Origin of the sequence: Pseudomonas sp. NPDC078416 (genome assembly GCF_050268485.1) — a bacterium.
In the GTDB taxonomy this organism is placed as follows: Bacteria; Pseudomonadota; Gammaproteobacteria; order Pseudomonadales; family Pseudomonadaceae; genus Aquipseudomonas.
In genome coordinates, this window is record NZ_JBNNGV010000002.1 from 275,446 (window position 1) to 296,130 (window position 20,685).

The 20,685-nt window shown below is 62.5% G+C and carries 17 protein-coding genes; 11 read left to right on the forward strand and 6 right to left on the reverse strand.

All coding sequences use genetic code 11. The features are described from left to right. The first annotated feature begins 42 nt into the window (after positions 1–42). The gene (locus ACQKEN_RS05130; RefSeq protein WP_427684125.1) at positions 43–1,248 is read left to right on the forward strand and encodes an aminotransferase class V-fold PLP-dependent enzyme; all 1,206 of its coding nucleotides are present in this window, start codon (positions 43–45) and stop codon (positions 1,246–1,248) included. Beyond that, positions 1,245–1,649, forward strand: a complete 405-nt coding sequence (locus tag ACQKEN_RS05135) for a SufE family protein (RefSeq protein ID WP_427684127.1) — start codon at positions 1,245–1,247, stop codon at positions 1,647–1,649. Before ACQKEN_RS05130 ends, ACQKEN_RS05135 begins: the two co-directional genes overlap by 4 nt. A gap of 417 nt (positions 1,650–2,066) precedes the next feature. On the opposite strand, the gene tcdA is transcribed toward ACQKEN_RS05135, so the two are convergent. Beyond that, positions 2,067–2,885 carry a tRNA cyclic N6-threonylcarbamoyladenosine(37) synthase TcdA gene (gene tcdA / locus ACQKEN_RS05140; protein ID WP_427684129.1) on the reverse strand — a complete coding sequence of 273 codons (819 nt, stop codon included), beginning with the start codon at positions 2,883–2,885 and terminating at the stop codon, positions 2,067–2,069. A 232-nt stretch (positions 2,886–3,117) separates the two neighbouring features. Between tcdA and ACQKEN_RS05145 the strand changes: the two genes are divergently transcribed. From ACQKEN_RS05145 to ACQKEN_RS05175, 7 genes are all read left to right on the forward strand, one after another. Beyond that, complete coding sequence (locus ACQKEN_RS05145; RefSeq protein WP_427684131.1) at positions 3,118–5,706, forward strand: glycosyltransferase family 2 protein; 2,589 nt, start codon at positions 3,118–3,120, stop codon at positions 5,704–5,706. Between the two features lie 103 nt (positions 5,707–5,809). Continuing rightward, a complete protein-coding gene (gene dapE, locus ACQKEN_RS05150; protein WP_122622951.1) occupies positions 5,810–6,961 on the forward strand; it encodes a succinyl-diaminopimelate desuccinylase in 1,152 nt (383 codons plus the stop codon). Further along, positions 6,961–7,770, forward strand: coding sequence for a putative RNA methyltransferase (locus ACQKEN_RS05155; RefSeq protein WP_427684133.1), 810 nt, complete (start codon positions 6,961–6,963; stop codon positions 7,768–7,770). Before dapE ends, ACQKEN_RS05155 begins: the two co-directional genes overlap by 1 nt. 65 nt (positions 7,771–7,835) lie before the next feature. Then, a complete protein-coding gene (locus tag ACQKEN_RS05160) occupies positions 7,836–8,213 on the forward strand; it encodes a hypothetical protein (protein ID WP_427684135.1) in 378 nt (125 codons plus the stop codon). A gap of 97 nt (positions 8,214–8,310) precedes the next feature. Next, positions 8,311–10,803: a glycerol-3-phosphate 1-O-acyltransferase PlsB gene (plsB, locus tag ACQKEN_RS05165; RefSeq protein ID WP_427684137.1), complete on the forward strand. Its 2,493-nt coding sequence runs from the start codon at positions 8,311–8,313 to the stop codon at positions 10,801–10,803. A gap of 46 nt (positions 10,804–10,849) precedes the next feature. Further along, positions 10,850–11,248 (forward strand): YbaY family lipoprotein, encoded by a 399-nt coding sequence (locus ACQKEN_RS05170; protein WP_427684139.1) that lies wholly within the window; start codon positions 10,850–10,852, stop codon positions 11,246–11,248. A 39-nt stretch (positions 11,249–11,287) separates the two neighbouring features. Beyond that, positions 11,288–11,977: a DUF4197 domain-containing protein gene (locus ACQKEN_RS05175; protein ID WP_427684141.1), complete on the forward strand. Its 690-nt coding sequence runs from the start codon at positions 11,288–11,290 to the stop codon at positions 11,975–11,977. Between the two features lie 132 nt (positions 11,978–12,109). Here ACQKEN_RS05175 and ACQKEN_RS05180 read toward each other — a convergent pair whose 3' ends face one another. Further along, positions 12,110–15,187, reverse strand: a complete 3,078-nt coding sequence (locus tag ACQKEN_RS05180; protein ID WP_427684143.1) for an efflux RND transporter permease subunit — start codon at positions 15,185–15,187, stop codon at positions 12,110–12,112. A 4-nt stretch (positions 15,188–15,191) separates the two neighbouring features. Next, positions 15,192–16,304, reverse strand: a complete 1,113-nt coding sequence (locus ACQKEN_RS05185; protein ID WP_427684145.1) for an efflux RND transporter periplasmic adaptor subunit — start codon at positions 16,302–16,304, stop codon at positions 15,192–15,194. 102 nt (positions 16,305–16,406) lie between these two features. On the opposite strand from ACQKEN_RS05185, the gene ACQKEN_RS05190 reads away from it, so the two are divergent. After that, positions 16,407–17,039 (forward strand): TetR/AcrR family transcriptional regulator, encoded by a 633-nt coding sequence (locus tag ACQKEN_RS05190; protein WP_427684147.1) that lies wholly within the window; start codon positions 16,407–16,409, stop codon positions 17,037–17,039. A 155-nt stretch (positions 17,040–17,194) separates the two neighbouring features. Here the strand turns inward: ACQKEN_RS05190 and ACQKEN_RS05195 are convergent, their stop codons facing one another. Further along, on the reverse strand, positions 17,195–18,283 hold the full coding sequence (locus ACQKEN_RS05195; RefSeq protein ID WP_427684148.1) for a catalase family protein: 1,089 nt from the start codon (positions 18,281–18,283) through the stop codon (positions 17,195–17,197). Between the two features lie 133 nt (positions 18,284–18,416). Continuing rightward, positions 18,417–19,208 carry a class I SAM-dependent methyltransferase gene (locus tag ACQKEN_RS05200; protein WP_427684150.1) on the reverse strand — a complete coding sequence of 264 codons (792 nt, stop codon included), beginning with the start codon at positions 19,206–19,208 and terminating at the stop codon, positions 18,417–18,419. A 98-nt stretch (positions 19,209–19,306) separates the two neighbouring features. Between ACQKEN_RS05200 and ACQKEN_RS05205 the strand changes: the two genes are divergently transcribed. After that, positions 19,307–19,936 carry an energy transducer TonB gene (locus ACQKEN_RS05205; RefSeq protein ID WP_427684152.1) on the forward strand — a complete coding sequence of 210 codons (630 nt, stop codon included), beginning with the start codon at positions 19,307–19,309 and terminating at the stop codon, positions 19,934–19,936. A 46-nt stretch (positions 19,937–19,982) separates the two neighbouring features. Here the strand turns inward: ACQKEN_RS05205 and ACQKEN_RS05210 are convergent, their stop codons facing one another. After that, positions 19,983–20,681, reverse strand: a complete 699-nt coding sequence (locus ACQKEN_RS05210) for an extensin family protein (protein ID WP_427684153.1) — start codon at positions 20,679–20,681, stop codon at positions 19,983–19,985. Positions 20,682–20,685: the final 4 nt, after the last annotated feature.

The following is a 20,685-nucleotide window of genomic DNA, read 5'->3' on the forward strand; positions in this document are numbered from 1 at the left end:
GTCCCACGGGGCGCCGAACCCGCCCCAAAGAGCGTGACTGATATGCCCCTCATTTCTCCCTGGCGCGCTGACTTTCCGGCCATCGACGCCCTGCAGCGGCAAGGCCAGACCTACCTGGACAGCGCCGCTACTGCACAAAAACCCCAAGCCCTGATCGACGCCACGGTGCATTACTACGCTAATGGCGCGGCGAATGTGCATCGCGCCCAGCACCTGCCGGGGGCCATGGCGACCCAGGCCTTCGAGGACACCCGGCGCAAGGCCGGCGAATGGCTGAATGCCGGCGCGTCCGGGCAGATCGTTTTCAGCCACGGCGCCACGTCCGCGTTCAACCTGCTCGCCTATGGCCTGGATCACGTATTTCAGGCCGGCGACGAGATTGTCATCAGTGCGCTGGAGCATCACGCCAATTTGTTGCCCTGGCAGCAACTGGCCCTGCGTCGCGACCTGAAGCTGGTGGTGCTGCCCGTCACCGAGGCCGGCGTGATTGATGTTGAGGCCGCCGCCAAACTGATCACGCCACGCACCCGTTTGCTGGCGGTCAGTCAGTTGTCCAACGTACTCGGCACCTGGCAACCGGTCCGGCAACTCGTCGCGCTGGCCCAGGCGCAGGGCGCACTGACGGTGATTGATGGCGCCCAAGGTGTCGTCCATGGCCGACACGATGTGCAGGACATCGGCTGCGACTTCTACGTGTTTTCCAGCCACAAGCTGTACGGCCCTGATGGCGTGGGCGTGCTGTTCGGGCGACATGACGCATTGGCGCAGTTGCAGCACTGGCAGTTCGGCGGCGAAATGGTCCTGCAGACCGGTTACCAGACGGCCACGTTCCGCCCTGCGCCACTGGGCTTCGAAGCGGGCACGCCGCCCATCAGCGCGGTGATCGGCCTCGGCGCCACGCTGGATTACCTCAACGGCCTCAATCAGTCCGCCGTCACCGAATACGAAGCGCGCCTGCACGAGCGGCTGCGCGCCGGGCTGGTGCTGCGCGACGGCGTGCAGGTGCTGGGCGATCCCCATGTGGCGCTGGTGAGTTTTGTGGTCGAGGGCGTACACAACGCCGATCTTGCGCACCTGCTGACCGAGCAAGGCGTTGCCGTTCGCGCCGGCCACCACTGCGCCATCCCGTTGATCAGTGGTTTGGGCCTCTCCGGCGCAATCCGTGTGTCGCTGGGGCTGTACAACGATTCCGAGGACCTGGAGCGGTTTTTCACTGCACTGGATCAGGCCCTGGAGTTGTTGCGATGAGCCTGCCGACCGATGCGCACACCGCACTGGAGACCTTCAACGGGTCATTGAGCTGGGAGCAGCGCGCACGACTGTTGATGCAATGGGGCGACCGCTTACCACCCATGAGCGACGAAGAAAAAACCGACGAGCATCTGGTGGACGGCTGCGAGAGCAAGGTCTGGCTGGTGGGCGACGTGATCGACGGGCACTGGCAGTTCCGCGCCGCCAGCGATGCGCGGTTGATTCGGGGGCTGGTGGCGTTGCTGCTGGCCCGGGTCAACGGCCTGTCGTCGCAAGCGCTGCAGCAGGTGGATCTGGTGGAGTGGTTCACGCAGTTGGGATTGAGCCGTCAGCTGTCGCCGTCACGCAGCAATGGGTTGAATGCGGTGTTGCAGAAGATGCGGCAGTTAGCCGGCTGAGATCAGCCTTCAAACCATCGCGCATGAACCGCCGACCTTGTGGGAGTGACCGGGCTGTCGCTCCAACTTGCTCGCGAAGGCGACGTCAGTTGACATCTTCTTTTCAGATCCGACGCGTTCGCCAGCAAGCCGGCTCCTACGGACTTTGTGCAGCCCGAAGATTGTGTGCGTTGCCGAGAGACAGTGTAGGAGCGAGCTTGCCCGCGAACGGGGTGGGTCTGTTGGGATTGATGGCACAGGCAGATCGCATTCGCGGGCAAGCGCGCTCCTACAGTTGATCATGGTCCACCGAAAATCCGCGCTGGACGAAAGACCTGTAGGAGCGCGCTTGCCCGCGAAGAGGCCGGCACATCCGCTAAATATTCAGCGGTTGAACTACCGTCTTCGTGAGCAAGCATGCTCCCACATCCTCTGCCGTCAGTCCGTTGACTGTGCTTTGGCACGCTCCGACGGCCGTCGCACGCCTGCGACGATTTTGTCTACGGCCTTGGTCGCCGCGACCATCCCGAACGTGGCCGTCACCATCATCACCGCGCCAAAACCCCCTGCGCAGTCCAGCTTCACCCCATCGCCGACGAAGCTTTTCTGCAGGCAAATGCTGCCGTCCGGCTTGGGATAGCGCAGTTGCTCGGTGGAGAACACGCACGGCACGCTGTAATGGCGAGTGACCGTACGGGAAAAACCGTAGTCGCGGCGCAGGGTCGAACGCACCTTGGACGCCAGCGGGTCGTTGAACGTGCGGTTGAGGTCGCAGACCTGAATCAAGGTCGGGTCGATCTGCCCGCCCGCGCCGCCGGTGGTGATGATCTGGATCTTTCGCCGTTTGCACCAGGCGATCAGCGCGGCCTTGGCGTTGACGCTGTCGATGCAGTCGAGCACGCAGTCGATGTCCGGCGTGATGTATTCGGCCATGGTGTCGCGGGTGACGAAGTCGGCGACGGCATGAACGACGCAATCGGGATTGATCTCCCGCAGGCGGTCGGCCATGACCTCGACCTTGGCGCGGCCAACGGTGCTGCTCAGGGCGTGCAACTGGCGGTTGCTGTTGCTGACGCAGACGTCGTCCAGATCAAACAGCGAAATCTCGCCCACGCCACAGCGCGCCATGGCTTCCGCCGCCCATGAACCCACGCCGCCGATGCCGACCACCGCCACGTGGGCCGCGCGCAGGCGTTCCAGGCCCTCGGTGCCGTACAGGCGGGCGACGCCAGCGAAACGCGGATCTTCTGTGCTCATGACCAATACCCCAAAAAACCGGCGCGCATTATAGGGCCTGACGGCCATTCGCAAAGCGCCGAGTTGCAGACATTTGGTCTGAAAGTCGCGTCTTTCACGGCTTGCCCGCAGCGCACAGTCGAAGCCCTGCAGGCCCCGCCGAACAGAACTTCAACACGTGTCGGTTGCCAAAGTTTCGACCCGCTGTACCCTGTCACTCCTCCCCGTTCCCCTCTTGGAACCAGAAGCATCTATGTCATCCCGTAAATTTGGACTCAACCTCGTTGTCGTCGTGGCGATTGCCGCGCTGTTCACCGGCTTCTGGGCGCTGATCAACCGCCCCGTGACCGCCCCCAACTGGCCTGAGCAGATCTCCGGCTTCTCCTATTCGCCTTTCCGGCTGGGGCAGAATCCACAAAAAGATCTCTACCCGTCCGACGAAGAAATGCGTCAGGACCTGGAGCTGATGAGCAAGCAAACGGACAACATCCGTATCTACTCGGTGGACGGCACCCTCAAGGACATCCCCAAGCTGGCCGAGGAGTTCGGCCTGCGGGTGACCCTCGGCATCTGGATCAGCCCGGACCTGGAGCGCAACGAGCGCGAAATCACCACGGCGATCGAGCTGGCGAACACGACGCGCAGTGTGGTTCGCGTGGTGGTCGGCAACGAAGCGCTGTACCGCGAAGAGATCAAACCCAAAGACCTGATGGCGGCGCTCGACCGCGTGCGTGCTGCCGTGAAAGTCCCGGTGACCACGTCCGAGCAATGGCATATCTGGGAGAAGTACCCGGAACTGGCCAAGCACGTTGACCTGATCGCCGCGCACATCCTGCCGTACTGGGAATACATCCCGATGGATAAAGCCGGGCAGTACGTGCTCGACCGCGCCCGCGAACTGAAACGCATGTTCCCGAAAAAACCGCTGCTGCTCTCTGAAGTCGGCTGGCCGAGCAATGGCCACATGCGCGGCGGTGCAGACGCCACCCAGGCGGATCAGGCGGTCTACCTGCGCACGCTGGTCAACAAGCTCAACCGTCAAGGCTTCAACTACTTCGTGATCGAGGCCTTCGATCAGCCGTGGAAAGCCAGCGACGAAGGCTCGGTCGGCGCGTACTGGGGCGTGTACAACGCCGCCCGCCAGCAGAAATTCAATTTCGAAGGCCCGGTCGTGGCGATCCCGCAGTGGCGCGTGCTGGCGATCGGCTCGGCCGTACTGGCGATGCTTGCCCTCGCCTTACTGCTGATTGATGGCTCGGCGCTGCGTCAGCGTGGCCGGACATTCCTGACCTTTATCGCCTTCCTGTGCGGCTCGGTGCTGGTCTGGATCGGCTACGACTACAGCCAGCAATACAGCACTTGGTTCAGTCTGCTGGTCGGATTTTTACTGGCGCTGGGCGCGTTCGGCGTCTTCATTGTGCTGCTGACCGAGGCCCACGAACTGGCCGAAGCGGTGTGGACGCACAAGCGCCGCCGCGAATTCCTGCCCGTTGAAGGGGACTCGGCCTACAGACCGAAAGTGTCTATTCACGTGCCCTGCTACAACGAGCCGCCGGAGATGGTCAAACAGACCCTCAACGCACTGGCCGCGCTGGATTACCCGGATTTCGAGGTGTTGCTGATCGACAACAACACCAAGGACCCCGCCGTGTGGGAGCCCGTCAAAGCCCATTGCGAAATGCTCGGCCCACGCTTCAAGTTTTTCCACGTCGCACCGCTGGCCGGGTTCAAGGGCGGCGCCCTGAACTACCTGATCCCGCACACCGCGCCGGACGCCGAAGTGATTGCCGTGATCGACTCGGACTACTGCGTCGACCGCAACTGGCTCAAGCACATGGTGCCGCACTTCGCCGATCCGAAAATCGCCGTGGTGCAGTCGCCGCAGGACTACCGCGATCAACACGAAAGCGCGTTCAAGAAGCTCTGCTACTCCGAATACAAAGGCTTCTTCTACATCGGCATGGTCACCCGCAACGACCGCGACGCGATCATTCAGCACGGCACCATGACCATGACCCGTCGCTCGGTGCTTGAAGAGCTTGGCTGGGCAGACTGGTGCATCTGCGAAGACGCGGAGCTGGGCCTGCGCGTGTTCGAAAAAGGCTATTCGGCGGCGTACGCCCATAACAGCTTCGGCAAGGGCCTGATGCCCGACACCTTCATCGACTTCAAAAAGCAGCGTTTCCGCTGGGCCTATGGCGCGATTCAGATCATCAAGCGTCACGCCGCCAGCCTGCTGCGTGGCAAGGACACCGAGCTGACCCGCGGCCAACGTTATCACTTCCTCGCGGGCTGGCTGCCGTGGGTCGCCGATGGCATGAACATCTTCTTCACGGTCGGCGCACTGCTCTGGTCGTCGGCGATGATCATCGTGCCCAACCGTGTTGACCCGCCGCTGCTGATTTTCGCGATCCCGCCGCTGGCGCTGTTCTTCTTCAAGGTCGGCAAGATCATCTTCCTTTACCGCCGCGCCGTGGGCGTGAATCTCACGGACGCGTTCTATGCGGCGCTTGCGGGGCTGGCGCTGTCTCACACCATCGCCAAAGCGGTGCTGTACGGTTTCTTCACCACCAGCATTCCGTTCTTCCGCACCCCGAAAAACGCCGAAAGCCATGGCTTGCTGGTGGCGATTTCCGAGGCCCGTGAAGAGCTGTTCATCATGCTGATGCTGTGGGGCGCTGCGTTGGGCATCTGTCTGGTGCAGGGTCTGCCGAGCAACGACATGCGCTTTTGGGTCATCATGCTGCTGGTGCAATCGCTGCCGTATCTGGCGGCGCTGATCATGGCGTTTCTGTCTTCACTGCCAAAACCGAAACCGGCAGACGAAGCCGCTACCGCCTGAAACAATGGGGCGCTGTACTAAACGGCGGCCTTCGGGTCGCCGTTTTGCTTTAAGCTATTCGCCGGTTTATCGCCTTGCCTTCACTCAATATCTCGGACTTTTCATGACAGCCCCAGCCGACCTCTCGCCCACGCTGCAACTCGCCTGCGACCTGATCCGTCGCCCATCCGTTACGCCACTGGACGCCGACTGCCAGGCCGTGATGATGAAACGCCTGAGCGATGCCGGTTTTGCCCTGGAGCCCATGCGTATTCAGGATGTGGATAACTTCTGGGCGACCCACGGCAGCCAGGACGGTCCGGTGCTGTGCTTCGCCGGCCACACCGACGTGGTGCCGACCGGGCCGGTTCAGGCCTGGCAGAATGATCCGTTCAGCGCGCTGATCGACGAAGACGGCATGCTCTGCGGCCGTGGCGCGGCGGACATGAAAGGCAGTCTGGCGTCGATGATCGTTGCCACCGAGCGCTTCGTTGCCGATCACCCCAACCATAAAGGCAAGATTGCCTACCTGATCACCAGCGACGAAGAAGGCCCGGCCCACCATGGCACCAAAGCGGTGGTCGAGCGCCTGGCGGCACGCAATGAGCGGCTCGACTGGTGCATCGTTGGCGAACCGTCGAGCACGACGCTGGTCGGCGATGTGGTCAAGAACGGCCGTCGCGGTTCACTGGGCGCAACCCTGACCGTCAAAGGCATTCAGGGCCACGTCGCCTACCCGCATCTGGCGAAGAACCCTATTCATCTGGCAGCGCCTGCACTGGCTGAGCTGGCCACCGAACACTGGGACCACGGCAATGATTTCTTTCCGCCGACCAGCTTCCAGATTTCCAACCTGAATTCCGGCACCGGCGCCACCAACGTGATCCCGGGGGATCTGGTGGCGGTGTTCAATTTCCGCTTCTCCACTGAATCCACCGTCGAAGGCCTCAAGCAACGCGTGGCCACTATTCTCGACAAGCATGACCTGGATTGGCACGTGGAATGGGCGCTGTCCGGCCTGCCGTTCCTCACCGAACCGGGCGCGCTGCTGGACGCGGTGTCCGCGAGCATCAAACACGTCACCGGTCGCGACACCCGTGCGTCGACCAGCGGCGGTACGTCGGACGGTCGCTTCATCGCCACCCTCGGCACCCAGGTGGTCGAACTGGGGCCGGTCAATGCGACGATTCATCAGGTCAACGAACGCATCCTCGCCAGCGATCTCGACGTGCTGACCGAGATCTACTACCAGACCCTGGTCAAGTTGCTCGCCTGATGCTGACCTGCCCGATCTGCTCCGTCCCGCTCGATTCAGCGGATAACGGCGTCGTGTGCCCGGCCGGGCACCGCTTCGACCGCGCCCGTCAGGGGTATCTGAATCTGCTGCCCGTGCAGCACAAGAACAGCCGCGACCCTGGCGACAATCAGGCCATGGTCGAGGCGCGGCGCGACTTTCTCAACGCCGGGCATTACGCGCCGGTCGCCAAGCGTCTGGCCGAACTGGCCGCCGAGCGCGCCCCCGCGCACTGGGTCGACATCGGTTGCGGCGAGGGTTATTACACCGCACAGATCGCCCAGGGTCTGCCCAACGCCGACGGCTATGCGCTGGACATCTCCCGCGAAGCGGTGAAGCGCGCCTGCAAGCGTGATCCGAACATCACCTGGTTGATTGCCAGCATGGCGCGCGTGCCACTGCCGGAGGCGAGCATGCAGTTCATCGCCAGCGTGTTCAGCCCGCTGGACTGGGCCGAGGCCAAGCGCCTGCTGTCGCCGGGTGGCGGCCTGATGCGTGTGGGACCGACCAATGACCACCTGATGGAATTGCGCCAGCGCCTGTACGACGAGGTCCGCGATTACAGCGATGACAAACACCTGGCGCTGGTGCCGGAAGGCATGAGTCTGCAGCACAGCGAAACCCTGCGTTTCACCCTGACACTGGTGGACGGGCAGGCCCGCGCCAATCTGCTGGCCATGACGCCCCACGGCTGGCGGGCCAGTGCCGAACGCCGCGCGAACGTGATCGATCAGGCCGAGCCGTTCGAGGTCACGGTGTCCATGCGCTACGATTATTTCGTCCTGAATTGACGGCTTGAAGCACCCGAACAGACTGAATCCGCGAGTGGATTTTCCAGCACAACCAAGAGGCATCCATGCGCCAACCCGATATCGAGATTTACCTGAAAGACGCTGACGTCGACCACAAGGCAATCACCGCCTGGCTGACCGCAGACATCGGCCCTTGCTCCGAGTGGACACAGAAAGGCCAGACCTGGAAATGCCGGGCGGGCGACGTGCCCGTGACCTGGATTCCCAAGGCCGTGGGCAAGTGGAACAGCCTGTGCCTGGACAGCGACAAAACCCCGTGGGAAGACGATATCGCCTGCGCCCGTGCCGCCTTCGCCGCGCTGAAGGTCGAAGTGCGTTGCGCGCCGGGGACGTGGGTCGAGGAAGAGAGTGACGCCGAAGCCGATCAATGGATTCGCATCAGCGTAGATGGTGAAGAAGAAATCACCTGGCATACGTCCTGAGACGTCATCCCGCCGGGCACCCGCGCCGCTTTGCCCATCCCCACCAGATGCGGCAAACTGGCGGCCTCGCGGGCGTCGCCCCTCTCAGCAGAATTCTATGACCCGTTCCCCGTTTCGCCGTCTTGTATTCGGCACCGTGCGCCGCCTGCTTTATCTGTGGGTGCGCTCGGAGACGATCAACCAGTCGTCCTTCACGCTCAATCTCGACCGCAGCCGCCCGGTTTTCTATGCGCTGCAAAACCCTTCGATGAGCGATCTCGCGGTCCTTGATACCGAGTGCCGCAAGGCCGGTCTGCCGCGCCCGGTGCTGTCCGTGGCCGTTGGCAATCTGACCGAGCCGGCCGCGTTTTTCTACCTCACGCCCGAGCCTGACTGGCTGGGACGCCACGACAAACGCGGCGCACCACCGACCCTTGAACGCCTGGTCAGCGCGGTCACACAGAACGCTACCGAAGACGCGCAAGTCATTCCGGTCAGCGTGTTCTGGGGCCAGTCACCGGATAAGGAAGACAGCCCGTGGAAACTGCTGTTTGCCGACAGCTGGAAGGTGACCGGGCGTCTGCGTCGCTTCGTGACCATCCTGATCCTGGGCCGCAAGACCCGCGTGCAGTTCTCGGCGCCGGTTCATCTGCGCGAGCTGGTCGATCAGAACAAGGGTTACGAGCGCACGGTACGCATGGCTCAACGCCTGCTGCGTGTGCATTTCCGCAACCTGAAGACGTCGGTGATCGGCCCGGACCTTTCGCACCGTCGTCATCTGGTCAAAGGGCTGGTGGCGGATCCGCTGGTCAGGCAGGCCATTCTCGACGAGGCCGCCCGGGAGAAAATCACCGAAGCCAAAGCCCGTGAAAAAGCCCTGCACTACGGCAACGAAATCGCCTCGGACTACACCTACACCGCCATCCGCTTTCTGGAAGTGGTGCTGAGCTGGTTCTGGAACAAGATCTACGACGGCATCAAGGTCAGTCACCTGGAAGGCGTGCAGAACGTCGCCCAGGGCAACGAGATCATTTATGTGCCGTGCCATCGCAGCCACATCGACTACCTGCTGCTGTCTTACCTGCTGTTTCGTAACGGCCTGACCCCGCCGCACATTGCCGCCGGCATTAACCTGAACATGCCGGTGATCGGTGGTCTGTTGCGGCGCGGCGGCGCGTTTTTCATGCGCCGCACGTTCAAGGGCAATCCGCTGTACACCGCGGTATTCAATGAATACCTGCACACCCTGTTTACCAAAGGTTTCCCGGTCGAATACTTCGTCGAAGGCGGACGTTCGCGGACCGGGCGCATGTTGCAGCCGAAGACCGGAATGCTGGCGATCACCCTGCGCAGCTTCTTGCGCAACTCGCGCATGCCCATCGTGTTTGTGCCGGTGTACATCGGCTACGAACGGGTGCTGGAAGGCCGGACCTACCTGGGCGAACTGCGCGGTGCGGCGAAGAAGAAAGAGTCGATCTTCGACATCTTCAAAGTCATCGGTGCGCTGAAGCAGCGCTTCGGCCAGGTCTCGGTCAACTTCGGTGAGCCGATCAAGCTGACCGAGTTTCTCGACCATGAGCAGCCGGACTGGCGTACTCAGGAACTGGGACCGGTGTTCAAACCGGCGTGGCTCAACGAGACCACACACCGTCTGGGCGAACGCGTGGCCCGCCACCTGAACGAAGCGGCGGCGATCAACCCGGTGAATCTGGTGGCGCTGGCGTTGCTGTCGACGGCCAAACACGCGCTGGACGATCAGGCCCTGGCGCGGGTGCTCGATCTGTACCTGACGCTGTTGCGCACCGTGCCCTACTCACCCCATACCACGCTGCCGGAAGGCGATGGCCGGGCGCTGATCGCCCATGTCAAAGGCATGAATCTGCTCTCGGAGCTCAGCGATGCGCTGGGCAAGATTCTGTACCTGGACGAGCAGAATGCCGTCCTGATGACGTACTACCGCAACAATGTGCTGCACATTTTCGCGCTGCCCTCGTTGCTGGCCTGCTTCTTCCAGAGCTCGTCGCGCATGAGCCGCGAGCAGATTCTGCGGTACACCCGGGCGCTGTATCCGTACCTGCAATCGGAGCTGTTCATCCGCTGGTCGCTGGACGATCTGGATGACGTCGTCGATCAGTGGCTGGCAGCGTTTGTTGAACAGGGCTTGTTGCGATTCGAGAACGGCGTGTACCTGCGCCCGGCGCCGAGTTCGCGGGCTTTCGTGCTGCTGACGGTGCTGTCGCGGGCGATTGCCCAGACCCTGCAGCGCTTCTACATGGCGATTTCGCTGCTGCTCAACAGCGGTCAGCACACGCTCAGCGCCGAAGGGCTTGAGGAGTTGTGCACGACGATGGCCCAGCGGCTGTCGATCCTGCACGGCCTGAACGCGCCGGAGTTTTTCGACAAGAGCCTGTTCCGGCATTTCATTCAGACGCTGCTGGATCAGGGCGTCCTGCGCACCGACGCCGCCAGCAAACTGAGCTATCACGATATGTTGGGGGATCTGGCGGAAGGCGCCGCCAAGCGCGTATTGCCAGCGGAAATCCGGCTGTCGATCCGCCAGGTGGCGTTGCACCGCAGTGATGAAGTCGTCGGGGCCGCACCGATCGCCTGAGCGACGGCGAAGCCCTTCAAATGTTTCACCTGACAAGGAGCATCACATGAAACATATCCTGCTCACCCTCATGACCACCGTGCTGGCCGCTTGCGCTCACGCGCCGGACAACCTGCCGGGCTCGGTGGATGGCGAGGTGTTTTATCTGCAGCGCATGGCGCTTCCGTCGGCCGCTACGCTGAAGGTCACGCTGCAGGACGTGACGCTGGCCGATGCGCCCGCGCAGATCCTCGCCAGCCAGAACGGCCCGATCAAAGGCCAGGTGCCGCTGCCGTTTCACCTGACCTACGATCAGAAGCAGGTCCAGCCGGGTCACACTTACTCGGTCAGCGCACGCATCGAAGTGGACGGCAAGTTGCTGATGATCAGCACCGAGCGCTACACGGTGGACCTGGCGCTGGACGAAAAACCGCCCGTCAAAATTCGTTTGAGCCCGGCCCGTTAATCGGGCGTGCATCACAGACCGCTGAAAAGGACATTACCCATGCTGCGTCGCTCCCTCTCGTTCACTGGTATATGCGCCGGCCTGCTGTTATCGGCCAGTGCCTTCGCGTTGTCGCTCAATGATCTGTCGCAATCGGACGCCACCGGCGGGCTGAAGGATGCCCTGACCCAGAGCGCGCAAGTCGCCGTCAAGCAACTGGGCGTGCCGGGCGGGTTCAGCAACAACAAGGATGTGCGCATCGAACTGCCGGGAAACCTGGGCAAGGTCGCCAAGAAGATGAAACAGTTAGGCATGGGCGCGCAGGTCGATCAGCTGGAAACAAGCATGAACCAGGCGGCGGAAGCGGCGATGCCCCAGGCGCAGACGTTGCTGGTCGATGCCGTGAAGAAGATGAGTGTCTCCGACGCCAAAGCCATCCTCAAGGGCGGCAAGGACTCGGCCACTCAGTACCTGAGCACCTCCAGCCGCGAACAGATCCGCGCCAGGTTCCTGCCCATCGTTAAACAGGCCACTGACAAAGTCGGCCTGGCGCAGAAATACAACGCCTTCGCCGGTCAGGCCGCAACGCTGGGCGTGCTGGATGCCAAGAGCTCGAACATCGAAGGCTACGTCACCGAGAAGGCGCTGAACGGCCTGTTCGAAATGATCGCCAAACAGGAAGAAACCATCCGCGCCAACCCGGCAGCGGCCGCGACCGGTCTGGCGAAGAAGGTGTTCGGCGCGCTGTAACGTGACCTGCCACCTGTAGGAACGCGCTTGCCCGCGAAGGGTGTGTCAGTGGCAAACATGGCACAGACAAACCGCAATCGCGGGCAAGCGCGCTCCTACGCCTTCGGCAGCATCAAGCGCAACGACCCTCTATCACGGCACTACTTCATCCTTTTTCACCCTGAACCATGCCGCATACAGCGCGGGCAGGAACAGCAGGGTGAGCGCGGTGGCGACGATCAGGCCGCCCATGATGGCCACGGCCATTGGCCCGAAAAACACGCTGCGTGACAGCGGAATCATCGCCAGCACCGCCGCCAGCGCAGTAAGCACAATGGGCCGGAAGCGCCGCACCGTCGCTTCGATGATCGCTTGCCAGCGATCCAGGCCCGCCGCGATGTCCTGCTCGATCTGATCAACCAGAATCACCGAATTACGCATGATCATCCCTGACAGCGCAATGGTGCCCAGCATCGCGACGAAGCCGAACGGCTGATTGAACAGCAGCAGAAACAGCGTCACACCGATCAATCCCAACGGTGCGGTGAGAAACACCATGAACGTGCGGGAGAAACTGCGCAGCTGGATCATCAGCAAGGTCAGCACCACCACGATGAACAACGGCACCCCGGCGTTCACCGAGTTCTGCCCGCGGGCCGAGTCTTCCACCGTGCCGCCCACGTCCAGCAAATACCCGTCAGGCAACTGAGCGCGCACGTCCTCCAGCGTCGGCAGAATCTGTTTCACCAGCGTCGCCGGTTGCTCCTTGCCGTAGATGTCAGCGCGCACGGTGACGTTCGGCAAGCGGTTGCGGTGCCAGATGATGCCCTCCTCAAAACCGTATTCCAGCGTCGCCACCTGGGACAGCGCGACATTGCCGCCGTTGTTGGTCGGCACTGACAAGCTGGCGAGACTGCCCAGCTCATGCCGTTCCTGCTCAGTGCCACGCAGGAGAATTTCGATCAGCTCGTCGTCTTCGCGGTACTGGCTCACGCTTGACCCGGTCAGCTGACTTTGCAGAAAGCGCGACAGGTCCGCCGTGGTCACGCCCAGCGCCCTGGCCCGGTCCTGATCGACATTCAGGTAGATGACCTTGCTCGGCTCTTCCCAGTCCAGATGCACATTGACCACATGGGGGTTTTCCCGGACCTTCGCCGCCACCTTGCGAGCCAGCGCACGCACCTCGTCGATGTGCTCGCCGGTGACGCGAAACTGCACCGGATAGCCCACGGGCGGGCCGTTTTCAAGCCGCGTGACGCGGGGCCGCAGCATCGGGAATTGCTCATCAAGCGTCTGGATCAGCCAGGTGCGCAGGGCCTCGCGGTCCTCGATGGTTTTCGCCAGCACGACGAACTGGGCAAAGCTTGCCGCAGGCAATTGCTGATCCAGGGGCAGGTAGAACCTTGGCGAACCGGTGCCGACATAGGCCACGTAGTTCTGGACGCCGGCGTGGTCCCTGATCATTGCTTCCAGCCGTTTGACCTGCTCGGCGGTGCTGCTCAGCGAGGCACCTTCGGCGAGCTTCAGGTCAACCATCAGCTCCAGCCGACCGGACGCCGGGAAAAACTGCTGGGGCACGAAGCGGAACATGAAAATCGACAGGGCGAACAACGCAATGGTCAACACGATGACCGTCTTGCGCCGCCGCACGCACCAGCCGACCAGCCCGCGAACACGGCGGTAGAACGGCGTGCCGTACGGGTCTGGCGCATGGACCCCGGCGCCATGTTTGGCTGCATGGATCTTCGCCAGATCCGGCAACAGCCTCGCCCCCAGATAAGGCACGAACACCACGGCAGCAATCCACGAGGCGATCAGCGCAATGGTGACCACCTGAAAGATCGAACGGGTGTACTCACCGGTGCTCGACTGCGCGGTGGCAATGGGCAGAAACCCCGCAGCGGTGATCAGGGTGCCGGTGAGCATCGGAAATGCAGTGCTGGTCCAGGCGAAACTGGCGGCCTTCAGCCGGTCGTAACCCTGTTCCATTTTGATCGCCATCATTTCCACGGCGATGATCGCGTCGTCCACCAACAAGCCCAACGCCAGCACCAACGCGCCGAGGGAGATCTTGTGCAGGCCGATGCCAAGGTAATACATGCAGGCGAAGGTCATCGCCAGCACCAGCGGAATCGCCAGCGCCACCACCATTCCGGTGCGCACGCCGAGAGAGAAAAAGCTCACCAGCAGCACGATGCCCAAGGCCTCGGCGAGCACCTGCACGAACTCGCCGACGCTGGTTTTCACCGCCGCTGGCTGGTCCGAGACTTTGCGCAGCTGCATGCCGGCCGGAAGGTTGTTCTGCAAACGGGCGAACTCCCCTTCCAGCGCGCGGCCCAGCACCAGAATGTCGCCGCCGTCTTTCATGGCGACGGCGAGCCCGATGGCGTCCTGCCCCATGAAGCGCATTTGCGGCGCAGGCGGGTCATTGAAGCCACGACGCACATCGGCCAGATCACTGATGCGGAACGTGCGATCACCGACGCGGATCGGGAAGCTGCGGATCTCGTCGACGGTCTGAAAACGCCCTGTCACGCGCAGTTGAACGCGCTCGCTGGGTGTCTCGAAAAAGCTCGCCGCCACCACCGCGTTCTGCGCTTCCAGCGCCTGCTGCACCGACTGCATCGGCAGGCCGAGGGTGGCGAGTTTGACGTTGGAGAGTTCGATCCAGATCTTCTCGTCCTGCAGGCCGACCAGCTCGACTTTGCCGACGTCCTTGACCCGTTGCAGCTGGATCTGGATGCGGTCGGCGTAGTCCTTGAGCACCGCGTAATCGAAACCCTCTCCCGTGAGCGCATAGATATTGCCGAACGTGGTGCCGAATTCGTCGTTGAAGAACGGGCCCTGCACACCGGTCGGAAGGTTCTGACGGATGTCGCCGATCTTCTTGCGGATCTGATACCAGAGTTCCGGCAGCCGGGCGGACACCAGCGAGTCCCGGGCGACAAACGTGACCTGGGACTCGCCGGGGCGCGAGAACGAGACAATGCGCTCGTAATCGCCGGTCTCCATCAGCTTCTTCTCGATGCGGTCGGTGACTTGCCGCGACACCTCTTCGGCACTCGCGCCCGGCCAGAGCGTGCGAATGACCATGGCTTTGAAGGTGAAGGGCGGGTCTTCGCTCTGGCCCAGTTTGGTGTAGGAAAGCGCACCGACTACGGCCAGCAGAATCATGAGATACAGGACCATCTGCCGATTACGCAGAGCCCATTCGGACAAATTGAAACGCATCCCGCTACTCCTTCGCCGCCAGTTTCACCGCCCGGTCATTGCGGTCGACCGGGCGCACCTGCTCACCCTCGTGCAGCACGTGCACACCCGCCGCGACAACCCAGTCGCTGGCCTGCAAGCCGCTGAGCACCGGCACCGTTTCCTGGCCGTAGGCGCCGACCTGTACCGGCGTGCGTTTCAGGGTGGAGTCACTTTGCAGACGCCAGACGTAGGTGACGCCGTTTTCGGCTGTCAGCGCTGACAGCGGCACGGACAGCGGCACCGCGTGTTCGGACTGGATGTAGACCCGGGCGCTCTGGCCCAGCTCGGCCGGGACTTTTCCGCTGGTGAAGGCGATGCGCGCGGCGAAAGTGCGGGATCGCGGATCGGCAGCCGGCGACAACTCGCGGATGCGGCCCGGGAAGCGTTGCTCGCGCTGGGTCCAGAGTTCGACGGAGACCGGGTCACCGATCTTGAAGCGGCCGTAATTCTGCTCCGGAAGGCTGATCGAAACTTCGCGCTCGCCATCGGCCGCGAGGGTGAAGACAGTCTGCCCGGCCGCCACCACTTGACCGACTTCCACCAGTCGTCTGGCGATGACACCGTCCTGCGACGCACGAAGCACGGCGTAGCCGGTCTGATTGTCAGCGACGGTCAATTCAGCCTTGAGCTGTCTAAGACGGGCGTCTGCGGCGCGGTAGGTGTTTTCGGCATTGTCGTAGAGCGACTTGCTGACCATTTGCCGGTCCATCAGCGTTTTGTAGCGTTCGCGCTCGGAGCGGACCGTCTGCAGGTTGGCTTCGGCGGCGGCAACCTGGGCGCGGGTGGCGTCCTGCTGCAGGCGCACGTCCTGGGCGTCGAGCTCGGCCAGCGGCTGATTGACCTTGACCCGCTCGCCCTCCTCGACCAGACGCTTGCTGACCTTGCCGGCAATGCGGAAGGCAAGTTCCGGTTCGAAGCGGGCGCGGACTTCGCCCGGATAGCTGTCCATGGACTGGGCAGACGGCAGCGGTTGCACCACCATGGCGGGCCGCACGGCGGCGGTCACAGGTGCCTCCTGTCGACAACCGGCAAGTGCCGCGATCAAACCGATCGGCAGCGCAAGGAGCCGGGCGCGGAGCAGGGCATCGCAGAGCATGATGAGGCACCTTAGGAGAGCTTTGAATAATTGTACCGGCGAGTATATTTAAAATTACCGAACTGAACAGTCCACTAATCACACGAAGATGCTGACGACTCCATGACCGACTCGACCTCCCCCGCCGGACCCGGCCGCCCCAAGGATCTGGCCAAGCGCCAGGCCATTCTCGAAGCCGCCAAGAACCTGTTCATCCGCAACGGTTACGCCAACACCAGCATGGACGCCGTTGCCGCTGAAGCCGGGGTCTCCAAGCTCACCGTCTATAGCCACTTCACCGACAAGGAGACGTTGTTTTCCTGCGCAGTGGTGACTCGCTGCGAGGAGCAGGTACCGGAGTTATTCGTGGATGTGCCGGTTGATGAGCCCGTTGAAAAAGTATTGCTGGTTATTGCCAGAGGGTTTCAGACGCTGATCAACAGCCCTGAGTCCATCGATCTGAACCGTTTGATCATCGCTTTGGGGCCTCAGGGATCATCGCTGACTCAGGTGTTCTTCGAAGCAGGACCGCAACGCGTTCTTCACGAGATGGAGCGGTTTCTGGGGAAGCTGAGCGGTACAAACGGGCTGCATTTCGAATCACCCCTTAATGCGGCGGGGCATTTTTTGAGTTTGATCAAAGGCGTGCACCATTTCAGGCTTCTCATCGGCACCGGGGAAATACCGAACGAGCAGACTGCCGACCACCATGCCAGGGAAGTGGTGACGCTGTTCTTGAAGGCGTATCGGGTTTAGGGCTGGATGCCGGTGCTCACTGTGGGACCGGCTTTAGCCAGGAAGGCGTCGGTGTCACACCACAAATCTGATGGTGATCACACCGGCCTCTTCCCGGCTGAAGCCGGTCCCACCGAAAGCACCGCGCTTACCCCGTAGGACTGGCTTGCGATCAATCAGCGAGGCTCGTGCATCGGGCAGCCGTTGTGGCTGGCGCGGAAGCCTGAAGACAGCTCATAGGACGGCTTGCGCACCCGCATGACGCCGCCCAGTGGCCGGTGCTCGACCACGCCGTGCCAGGGGCTGAAGGCCATGCCGTCGTCGATTTCCTGCTGGCGTTCGTCCGACCAGCTGTCCTGGGGCGGCACTTCGATGCGGGCCACGGTCACGAAGGGGCTCAGCGCCTCGGACCATTCCACCGAGGCGTCTTCAATCGGCATTTTTTCAAGGTCGGTAGCCAACTGGACACGCACGTCCCACACCCCACCCTTGCTCGCGAAGTGACTGCGCACCGCTTCCCGCAAACCGTCGGGGTGGCCATTCAGGTCCACCTTCTGGTCGGTCAACGCAGTGAGTTCGGGGGAAACAGGCACCAGGCTCAGCTTGGCGTAATAGCGGCCGTAGAGAAATGGCACAACGCTGTTATAGGTTTCACCCAGCAAATGCGTCATCGGATGCCCGCCCAGCGACTTGAGCGTGCCACTCTCCCCGCCCATGGCTTCAACCGTCGACTCCAGACCACGAAACAATGCCGACAGCGCTTTCTTCATGTTGGGCATTTTGTCGGTGGTCTTTGCCAGCAGCTTGAGGGTCTTGAGAAAGTCCTTGGGCGTGGCCGCCGTGAACGCCTTGGCGTTCTGCATGACGAAGTCCTGGGTGACCTGGCCCTCACTGCCCGGCAGGCGTGCGCCCTGCACACCGACCAGCTTGATGGCCAGACCGCGCGGGGTTGACACCTTGTCGTCGAGCAGATCCCCCGGATTGGTTGAAAAGCGCATCTTCACGTCAAGCGTGCCGGGGTGGGCGAAGACGCCCTGCGCCAGCTCAGCGGGCAGGCCGTCCAGAATATGAATCTTGCCGTGCAGTAAACCATGGGCCTTGGCATGCACGCTGCGTATGGCATGGCCGCCATCCTTGTAGGTGGTTTCCAGAATGCTGTGCATGGCCTCGGCGAGTTCTTTGCTCGTCTGAGCCTCGTCATCGGGTATCTGCTCGAACCGCGGCTCGAACGGCAAAGGCGTGACGGACAAAGGGGAAGTGCTCATCGGTGATCTCCGGCTACAGCTCTGGTCAGGGCATATCGCCGATGAGCGCACACCTGAAACGGTGGCTTGTCAGGCATCGGCACAGCAGATGACTGCGCCGACAATTGCCGGGTTCAGGTTTACCGGACGAGTGTCACGGACCTGCGCTTTTCAACGCCTTCTTCGGGTAAATGTCGTAGCGGCTGGATTTGCCGTCCAGCGCGTAAGAAGGCTTCGGGCCGTCGATGCACGGTGCCTTGCGCGGGCGTTTCACTACGACGCGATGAGTCGCGAGCGCCAGCGCCGCTTCCAGCAACGCCGGGGCATCCATGTCGTCGCCTACCAGTGGCCGGAACAGGCGCATTTCCTTCTTCACCAGCGCGGTCTTTTCCCGGTGTGGAAACATCGGGTCGAGATAGATGACCTGGGGCGGCTCGCCTTCCCACTGACGAATCAGCTCGATGGAGTTGCCGGTCAGCAGGCGCATCTGCGCGATGATCCCGCCCACGTCCAGATCCCTCGCCCCACGCGCGAGGCCGTCTTCAAGCAGCGCCGCGATGATCGGCTGCCGCTCGATCAGGCTCACTTCACACCCCAGACTCGCCAGCACAAACGCGTCTTTGCCCAGCCCCGCCGTGGCATCCAGCACCCGAGGGCGCACGCCGGGCTGAATGCCCACGGCCTTGGCGATCATCTGGCCGCTGCCGCCGCCAAACAGACGCCGATGGGCCGCCTTGCCTTCGATGAAATCCACACGCACCGGGCCTGGGGCATCGTCACCCAGTTGCTGCAATTGCAGGCCGTCCTCGGCCACCTGCAGGGCGAAATCCGCGGCGGCATCGTCCAGCGGCAAACCCAGTCGCTGCGCCCACTGCGCTGCGCTTTCCTGCCCGTCGGGGGTCAGGCTGTCGACCCGAATGCGGCTGCCCGCGTGCTGCTCAGTCATTGTCTGTACGCGCTCAAATAATCTTAATGATTGGCAGGATCTGCCGATAACAAAAGTATCCGGCATTTTGCCAGACCCACGGGCTGTACTGAGCGCTTATGTCAGACATTCAGCAAACCTCCTCGATAGGCTATTTGACGTACGCAGGCGACTACAGCGTACGCAATACCCAAACCCTGGGCGGCACTACGCAGCTCTGGCAGGATGCGTTTGCCCGTGCGATGGCTCAGCAGGTCGGTGACAACGCTGGCGACACCCCGGAATACAGCGCCGTCGCCACGATGGACCACCTGACCGGCGAACCGATTGCCGGCGCCACCGCACTGGGCAAGATCGTTGAACAACGTGAGTGCCCCGTTCAGGACAAGGAAATCGCGCCGCCGGAGCCGTTGTTCCTGCCGATCGCCGAGTTCGAATGGGCCCTGGCCGACAAACCCGCCAAGCCGTTCACCGCGATGGAAATGATCGAGCAGCAACGCAACCTCGAATTCGATGACAACTGGGTTCGCCCGACCGTGCTCAATCCCTACGATGACAGCGTTGAACCTGGCCCGGGCCCTCAGCCTCGCCCTCTGTTCCTGCCGATTGCCGAGTTCGAATGGGACCTGGCCGACAAGCCTGCGACGCCATTCAGCGCTGAAGAGATGACCGAGCAGCAGCGTCATCTGGCCTTCGATAACGGCTGGGCACGACCGATTGTGCTGCAGAATCTTCGTATCGCTGCCTGACGCCAGGCCGTAACCCGGCGCGAGCACACACCCTCGCTCGCCTCCCCTAGCGACACACCCGCCAGCGCCCCATGTCCAGGTGAAAGTGGTTTCGATGCGCGGCGTTGTAGTCCGGGCTCAGCACCGTATTGAACTGCTGGCAGGCGCCATCCCTCACCAATCGCAGAAAACGCCCCTCGTCGCCGTCGTCTTTCCAGTCCTTGAGCACCGAGATCCTGCGCCCGTCTGCCAGTCGAAAGCCGGCGATGTCCAGGGCGTTGGCGGTGGCGTGCTGGCTCAGGCGGCCTTCGCTGCGGTTGTAAATGTTGCGGCAGGCGAAGCTGCCCAGGTGATCAACCTGGGTGACCTTTTGCCCGAACACCGACTGGGCCGCCGGCTGCAACTGGTGAATATCGAACAGCGCATACGCCACGGCCAGGCGACAACTGGACAGAAAGCTGCTGCTCAACGCGACATCGCCGCCCTGGATACGCAGGGTGTTGGTCAGCGGGCATTTGGCGTCGGCAGCGCTGTCGGCCTGGTGCGTGTACCGCAGGGTCGAAGTTTGCAGCGCGGCCTCGCACAACGCCGGATCCTCCTGCAATCGCCAGAGCTTGAACGGCGTAATGAGGTTGGGCTCGTCCCGCACATCCAGCGGGGCCCACGGGTTCCAGCGGTCAGCGACAGGCAACCAGCCACGCCAGATCGATACCGCGACCGCCGCGCTGATCAGAACCAGTAGAAGAAAGAAGGTCGAGCCGCGCATGCAG

Bases quoted from the DNA above. Each gene is read 5' to 3' on its own strand.
- tcdA (WP_427684129.1), bottom strand. From the start codon at position 2,885: ATGAGCACAGAAGATCCGCGTTTCGCTGGCGTCGCCCGCCTGTACGGC.
- ACQKEN_RS05180 (WP_427684143.1), bottom strand. From the start codon at position 15,187: ATGCGTTTCAATTTGTCCGAATGGGCTCTGCGTAATCGGCAGATGGTC.
- ACQKEN_RS05200 (WP_427684150.1), bottom strand. From the start codon at position 19,208: ATGACTGAGCAGCACGCGGGCAGCCGCATTCGGGTCGACAGCCTGACC.
- ACQKEN_RS05185 (WP_427684145.1), bottom strand. From the start codon at position 16,304: ATGCTCTGCGATGCCCTGCTCCGCGCCCGGCTCCTTGCGCTGCCGATC.
- ACQKEN_RS05135 (WP_427684127.1), top strand. From the start codon at position 1,245: ATGAGCCTGCCGACCGATGCGCACACCGCACTGGAGACCTTCAACGGG.
- ACQKEN_RS05170 (WP_427684139.1), top strand. From the start codon at position 10,850: ATGAAACATATCCTGCTCACCCTCATGACCACCGTGCTGGCCGCTTGC.
- ACQKEN_RS05195 (WP_427684148.1), bottom strand. From the start codon at position 18,283: ATGAGCACTTCCCCTTTGTCCGTCACGCCTTTGCCGTTCGAGCCGCGG.
- ACQKEN_RS05205 (WP_427684152.1), top strand. From the start codon at position 19,307: ATGTCAGACATTCAGCAAACCTCCTCGATAGGCTATTTGACGTACGCA.
- dapE (WP_122622951.1), top strand. From the start codon at position 5,810: ATGACAGCCCCAGCCGACCTCTCGCCCACGCTGCAACTCGCCTGCGAC.
- ACQKEN_RS05160 (WP_427684135.1), top strand. From the start codon at position 7,836: ATGCGCCAACCCGATATCGAGATTTACCTGAAAGACGCTGACGTCGAC.
- ACQKEN_RS05145 (WP_427684131.1), top strand. From the start codon at position 3,118: ATGTCATCCCGTAAATTTGGACTCAACCTCGTTGTCGTCGTGGCGATT.
- ACQKEN_RS05210 (WP_427684153.1), bottom strand. From the start codon at position 20,681: ATGCGCGGCTCGACCTTCTTTCTTCTACTGGTTCTGATCAGCGCGGCG.
- plsB (WP_427684137.1), top strand. From the start codon at position 8,311: ATGACCCGTTCCCCGTTTCGCCGTCTTGTATTCGGCACCGTGCGCCGC.
- ACQKEN_RS05155 (WP_427684133.1), top strand. From the start codon at position 6,961: ATGCTGACCTGCCCGATCTGCTCCGTCCCGCTCGATTCAGCGGATAAC.
- ACQKEN_RS05175 (WP_427684141.1), top strand. From the start codon at position 11,288: ATGCTGCGTCGCTCCCTCTCGTTCACTGGTATATGCGCCGGCCTGCTG.
- ACQKEN_RS05130 (WP_427684125.1), top strand. From the start codon at position 43: ATGCCCCTCATTTCTCCCTGGCGCGCTGACTTTCCGGCCATCGACGCC.
- ACQKEN_RS05190 (WP_427684147.1), top strand. From the start codon at position 16,407: ATGACCGACTCGACCTCCCCCGCCGGACCCGGCCGCCCCAAGGATCTG.